Origin of the sequence: Agathobaculum sp. (genome assembly GCF_050946325.1) — a bacterium.
Classification (GTDB): Bacteria; Bacillota; Clostridia; order Oscillospirales; family Butyricicoccaceae; genus Agathobaculum.
The window spans coordinates 1-5,320 of sequence record NZ_JBMNUP010000133.1 but is presented as its reverse complement, the minus strand read 5'-3'; the positions used below and the strand labels follow the sequence as shown (position 1 = coordinate 5,320).

Sequence of the window (5,320 nt, the reverse complement as noted above, 5' to 3'; positions counted from 1 at the left end):
CTCACCTGGGCCCTGTATCGGTTCCGTAACCGCGGGCCGTGGCTGTCGTTTCTGGGCAGTATGTTTGTGGGCAGCGTGGTGGAATACCTGTGCTCCTGGGGGCAGGAAACGCTGTTCGGCTCCCGTTCCTGGGATTACAGCGCAATGCCGTTTAACCTCAACGGCCGCATCTGTCTGCTGTACGCCTGCTTCTGGGGCATTTTGGGCGTTTTATGGATTAAGGATATCTATCCGCGCATGGCAAAGCTCATTTTAAAGCTGCCCAACAAAATCGGCAAAATTGCAACCTGGTGCGTCACCATCTTCCTGATTTTCAACGCCGCTGTGTCGCTGCTGTCCGTGCAGCGCTGGTCAGACCGGATTCACGATGTTCCCCCGTCCAGTCCTTTCTGGGAAATGATAGACCGCCGCTTTCCGGATGAGCGCATGGAGCGCATATACGCCAATATGGAATTTGGTACATAAAAATTTAAGCCCGCAGCCAAAAAACAAAAGCCCTGCCAGGCCCTCCGCTGTCAATCAGCGAGGGGTCGGCAGGGCTTTTTCCCTGTCCGTTCAGACGCGGTCCGGCCGCGGCAAAAGATTTCGTTTTGGTTTTCCACTGCGGACGATAACGCGCCGCCTCAGGCCAGCGGAATGCACACAATGAGCTCAAACCGTCCGTTTTCCGCACTGGCTTCCAGCGTGCCGCCGTAACGCGCCGCGATCTCCCGCATGCCGCGCAGGCCGAAGCCGTGCGCCTGCCGGTCGGCCTTGGTGGTGCCGAAAATACCGTTCTGGGCAGTCCGCACGCCCGTATAGGCGTTGGATACCCGCAGCATCAGCAGCCCCTTATCCGCACGGGCGCGCACAGCAACGCGCTTTTCCGCTGCCTGCCGCGCCGCCTCCAGCGCATTATCCAGCGCATTGCCGAACAGGGCGCACAAGTCCACATCCCGCACGGGCAGCGCAGACGGCAGCGATACCTGAAAATCCGCTTCCAGCCCCGCCTGCTCCAGCTCATGCGCTTTGGCGCAAAGCACAATGTTGACCGTATCGTTTTCACACCAGCGTCCGGCGCCGGAGGGGCCAGACGCAGCCTGCAGGCTGCGCACATAATCGGCCGCACGGCCGGTTCCCCCCTGCTCCAGCAGGCCGGACAGCGCGGTCAGGTGGTTGCGCATATCATGCCGCAGGCGGCGCACCTGCTCCTGCTCCCGCCGGATGCCCTGATAATATACCTCGCGCAGATCGGCAAGCTGATGCTCCTGCTCGAGCGCCTGATGACGCGACAGCAGAACAACCGCCAGCAGCAGCGCAAGCGAAGAGACAAAAACAAACGGCAGCAGCGTGTAAAACGCCGCATCCAGCACAACATCCGCACCCTCCGGCGTGTACGCGCGGATATTCCACATGGAAAACGCCAATTCACTCAAAAGCGGCGACAGCGCCAGCAATCCCAGCAGCCCCCACAGCCGTCCGGACAGCGTGATCGTCTTGCTGTCCCGGAACAGCCGCCGCGCCAGCGCATACACCGCTGCCCACATGGCAAGTTTCCACAGGATCGCGCCCCAGTAATCCGCGGAGGCGGGCAGCACCGCGCGCGTATCCACAATCATCCCCCATGCGATGACCCACTCAAAAAAGATGACGCCCACAACCAGCCGCGCGGCCAGCCTGCCGCCGTATCCCACCACAAAGGCGGCGAGCAGAAACGGAAAATAATACAGCGGGTTTCCGTCCCCCATCCACGTTGGCATACTGAGCGCCGCGCCGAATACCAGACAGGGCACAGCGCGGCGCACCCGCCCCTTTGCCGGCGCCAGAAAATACTGCGCCGTGCGCGCCGGCAGGATGCCGCCAAAGATGCAGAGCAGCGCCCATACAACCAAATCCCCAGCCGTCATGCCGCGCCCCCTATTCCAGCACCGCGCGTGTCAGTGCGGCCAGCGCGACGGACTGATACGACCGGCTGACCGGCAGCGTCTCCCCGCCGATGTACACCGTGCCGCCCTCGACCCGATCAACCGCGGCCGCGCGCACCAGATAGCGCTGGTGGATGCGCACAAAGGATGCGCCCACCGTCTGCGCCACGTCATCCAGGCGGGCATAAAACGGGATTGTGCGCGTTTGGGTCACACAGGTGACCTTGCGCCGGTCGGACGCAAAATACCGGATGGACTTTTTGGGGATACGGAACAGCCCCTCGCTGTTGCGGCACAGAAACACCGTATCCGCCTCCCGAAACAGCGCGGCAAGCGCACGGGTGAGCACCGCATCCAGCTGCTCCGGCTGCGGCGGCTTCATCACATAGCCCAGCGCACCGACCGTGTACCCATCGAACACATAATCCGCGTAGCCGGTAACAAAAACGATCTGCACGCTGTCGCTCTGCGCGCGCAGTGCCCGCGCTGTTTCCATTCCGTTGAGACCGGCCATTTCAATATCCAGAAAAACCAGCTCCAGCTCACCCTCGTGCTTTTCCAGCCAGCCGAGCAGCCCCTCGCCCGAGGAAAATTCGTAGGTCGTATATTCCGTGCCGCGCTTTTCCAGCAGGCGCTGCAGCACCGCGCGCAAACCGAGCCGCGCTTCCGCCGAATCATCACAAATGCCGATGCGAAGCATGGGTATCCCTCCTTTGTTTACCGCAGTAAATTATATCACAAGCCTTCCTGTTCTCCAAACCAAACTTTACAGCATCTGCGCCGTTCTTGACATTGCCGCCCGCCGCCGTGCCAAACTTTACAGCCGCCCTGCCAAACTTGGCAGGGCGGTTTGCTTTCGCCCGTTTGCCGCAGTATGCTGAAACCAGAAAAGGGGCGATCCATTTGACTGCAAACCACACACTTTCCCGTGTACACACGGGATATCAAAAAATACCTGTTCCGGCTCGGGCTGTTCGCGGTGCTCTCCCAGCCGTTTTATGTGCTGGCCTTCCATCCGCACCACTTCTGGACAGCGCTGACCAACTGGAACATCTTTTTCACGCTGTTCCTCTCACTGCTTGCCATGTACGGCTTGAAAGTGCGCAAATGGTGGCTGTTCCTTGCGGCATTTTTCGTGGTATCGTGGTGGAATTTCGATTATTCGGGCAACGGCATCCTCTATATGCTCATCTTCTACCTGTGCCGCAGCCGCCCGGGCATCGGCGCGGCGCTGTACTGCGCCCAGTTCCTGCCGGGCCTTTTGATGGGGCAGCCGGGCGACCCGCTGAATTTCACGCTTGGCGGCCTGTGCATCGACTGGTCGTTCTTTGCCGTGTTCGCCGCGCCGCTGCTCTTCCGTCCCACCCACTTTGACCTGCACATTCCCAAATGGGTGTTTTATGCGTTTTATCCCGCGCACCTTGCGGTGATCGCGGTTTTACAATTCATTTTGTTCTGAAAGGAGCTTTTCCATGTTAAACGTACAAAATCTGCACAAATCCTATCAGGTAGGCAAAACTACTTACGAGGTGCTCAAAGGCGTCTCCCTCTCCGTGCAGGAGGGTGAATTCGTTGCCGTGATGGGGCCTTCCGGCTCGGGCAAGACCACGCTCCTCAACTGCATCTCCTGCTACATCCCTGCCGACAGCGGCAGCATCACCCTGCGCGGGGAGGAAATCGCCCGTCTGGATGAGGACGCGCTGGCCGAGGTGCGCAACCGCAAACTCGGCTTTGTGTTTCAGGATTTCCTGCTGCTCGACGGGCTGACCGTGCACGAAAACATCCTGCTGCCGCGCATCATCGCCGGCCAGGTCGACAGCGGCATGGAGCATGACGCCGACAGCCTGTGCGATGTATTCGGCATTTCCGCCATCAAAAACAAATATCCCGCCGAAATTTCCGGCGGCGAAAAACAGCGCACGGCAGTCGCCCGCGCGCTGATCAACCACCCGCTGCTCATTCTGGCCGACGAGCCGACCGGCAATCTGGATTCCAAATCCTCCCGCGCCGTCATCGACAGCTTTACACAGGCGCGGCAGGCGCTTGGCGCGACCATTTTCATGGTCACGCACGATTCCTTCGCCGCCTCCTTCTGCGACCGCGTGGTCATCCTGCGGGACGGCGTGGTATGGCGCGTGCTGGAAAAGGGCGGACAGGCACGCGGCGCTTTTCAGGATGAACTGCTTGACGCCATCCGCGAAATGTCAAACGAATAATAACTAATATAGGAGGTATCCATACCCCCTGTGAGACTGTCGAAAAACTTCGTTTTCCGAACAGTCTCTCGATCGAAACCACACTTTCGATCGAATTTGCGACTGCGAATCGCGCCCTACGGGCACAATCCTCCGTCGTCTTGTATAAAAACCCACGCACTGGTCGCGGGTTTTTATGAAAATTACAACTTGTTGCAATTTTCTATTAAATGCGCGCTGCGGCGCGAAAACTTTTACAACAAGCTGATGAAAATTGCGGTGCGCCGCAATTTCCGATTGCATGTGCGCTTTGCGCCAATAACTTTACCTTGATAGGGAGTGACTCACCTATGAAAACCTTTTCCGAAGTCTACGCGGCGCTGCGCCGCAAAAACCGCGGACAGTACGGACTGCTTGCGGGCTGCTGCTTTTTCTCGGTGCTGCTCATCACCGCCTACGCCTGCATGATGCGCTCGCCCACCATTCTCACCATCCTGCCCGAGGGCGGCGACAGCCGCAAGCAGGTCGTGATGGTGTTTGTACTGGCGGTGCTGGGCTGCGCGGTATTTACCACCTATGCCGCAGGGCTGTTTTTCCGCCAGAAATCACGCGAAACCGGTATTTTCCTTGCGCTGGGCGCGTCGCGCCGGCAGCTCCGGCACGAGCTGGGCCGCGAACTTGCGCTGATCTCGTTCGGCTCGTGCGCTGCGGGCGCGGTGCTGGGCGCACCGCTTGCGTGGCTCATCTGGCGCGGCTTCCGCCTGTTCCTTGTGGATTCGCAGGAAATGCCGCTGTCATTTGATCCGCAGGCGTATCTGCTTGCCCTGCTGTTCTCTGCCTATGTGATCGTCATGCTGTTTTTCCTCGCCGCGCGCTTCATTCGCCGCACCAACATCATCGACATTGTGCAGGAATCCCACAAATCCGAACCCATCCGCGCGGTGCCGCGCTGGTACGGGCCGGCCGGCATCCTGCTGATGCTGCTCGGCGCGGCGCTGGGCTATATGATGCCGACCTTTTTCATCAAGGTGCTGCACTGGTATGCCCCCGGCGCGGTGGACGCGCTCTTCTATCTGCCCGCCCTCGCCGGCCTGTACATGGTTTTGCTGCACACCGTAGTCAACGGCTGGCGGCGCGGCGCCAACCGCTATAAGCACATCATCTCCAACTCCATGATGAAATTTCAGGGCCGCCAAACCGTGCGCAACATGCTGGTGATGA

6 protein-coding genes are annotated in these 5,320 nt (G+C 59.6%); 4 read left to right on the top strand and 2 right to left on the bottom strand.

Annotated elements, in window-relative coordinates; all coding sequences use genetic code 11:
• Positions 1-465, top strand: a 465-nt coding sequence (locus ACOYIE_RS09080) for a putative ABC transporter permease (protein WP_433412503.1), incomplete at its 5' end; no start/stop codon positions are given.
• Positions 466-623: 158 nt separating this feature from the next.
• Here the strand turns inward: ACOYIE_RS09080 and ACOYIE_RS09075 are convergent.
• Positions 624-1,886, bottom strand: coding sequence for a sensor histidine kinase (locus tag ACOYIE_RS09075; RefSeq protein WP_433412501.1), 1,263 nt, complete (start codon positions 1,884-1,886; stop codon positions 624-626).
• A gap of 10 nt (positions 1,887-1,896) precedes the next feature.
• A complete protein-coding gene (locus ACOYIE_RS09070) occupies positions 1,897-2,604 on the bottom strand; it encodes a LytR/AlgR family response regulator transcription factor (RefSeq protein WP_433412499.1) in 708 nt (235 codons plus the stop codon).
• 228 nt (positions 2,605-2,832) lie between these two features.
• Between ACOYIE_RS09070 and ACOYIE_RS09065 the strand changes: the two genes are divergently transcribed.
• From ACOYIE_RS09065 to ACOYIE_RS09055, 3 genes are all read left to right on the top strand, one after another.
• Positions 2,833-3,363, top strand: coding sequence for a TraX family protein (locus tag ACOYIE_RS09065; RefSeq protein ID WP_433412497.1), 531 nt, complete (start codon positions 2,833-2,835; stop codon positions 3,361-3,363).
• Between the two features lie 13 nt (positions 3,364-3,376).
• The gene (locus ACOYIE_RS09060) at positions 3,377-4,120 is read left to right on the top strand and encodes an ABC transporter ATP-binding protein (protein WP_433412495.1); all 744 of its coding nucleotides are present in this window, start codon (positions 3,377-3,379) and stop codon (positions 4,118-4,120) included.
• A 329-nt stretch (positions 4,121-4,449) separates the two neighbouring features.
• Positions 4,450-5,320 (top strand): FtsX-like permease family protein (locus ACOYIE_RS09055; RefSeq protein ID WP_433412493.1); only part of this gene is annotated, 871 nt, incomplete at its 3' end.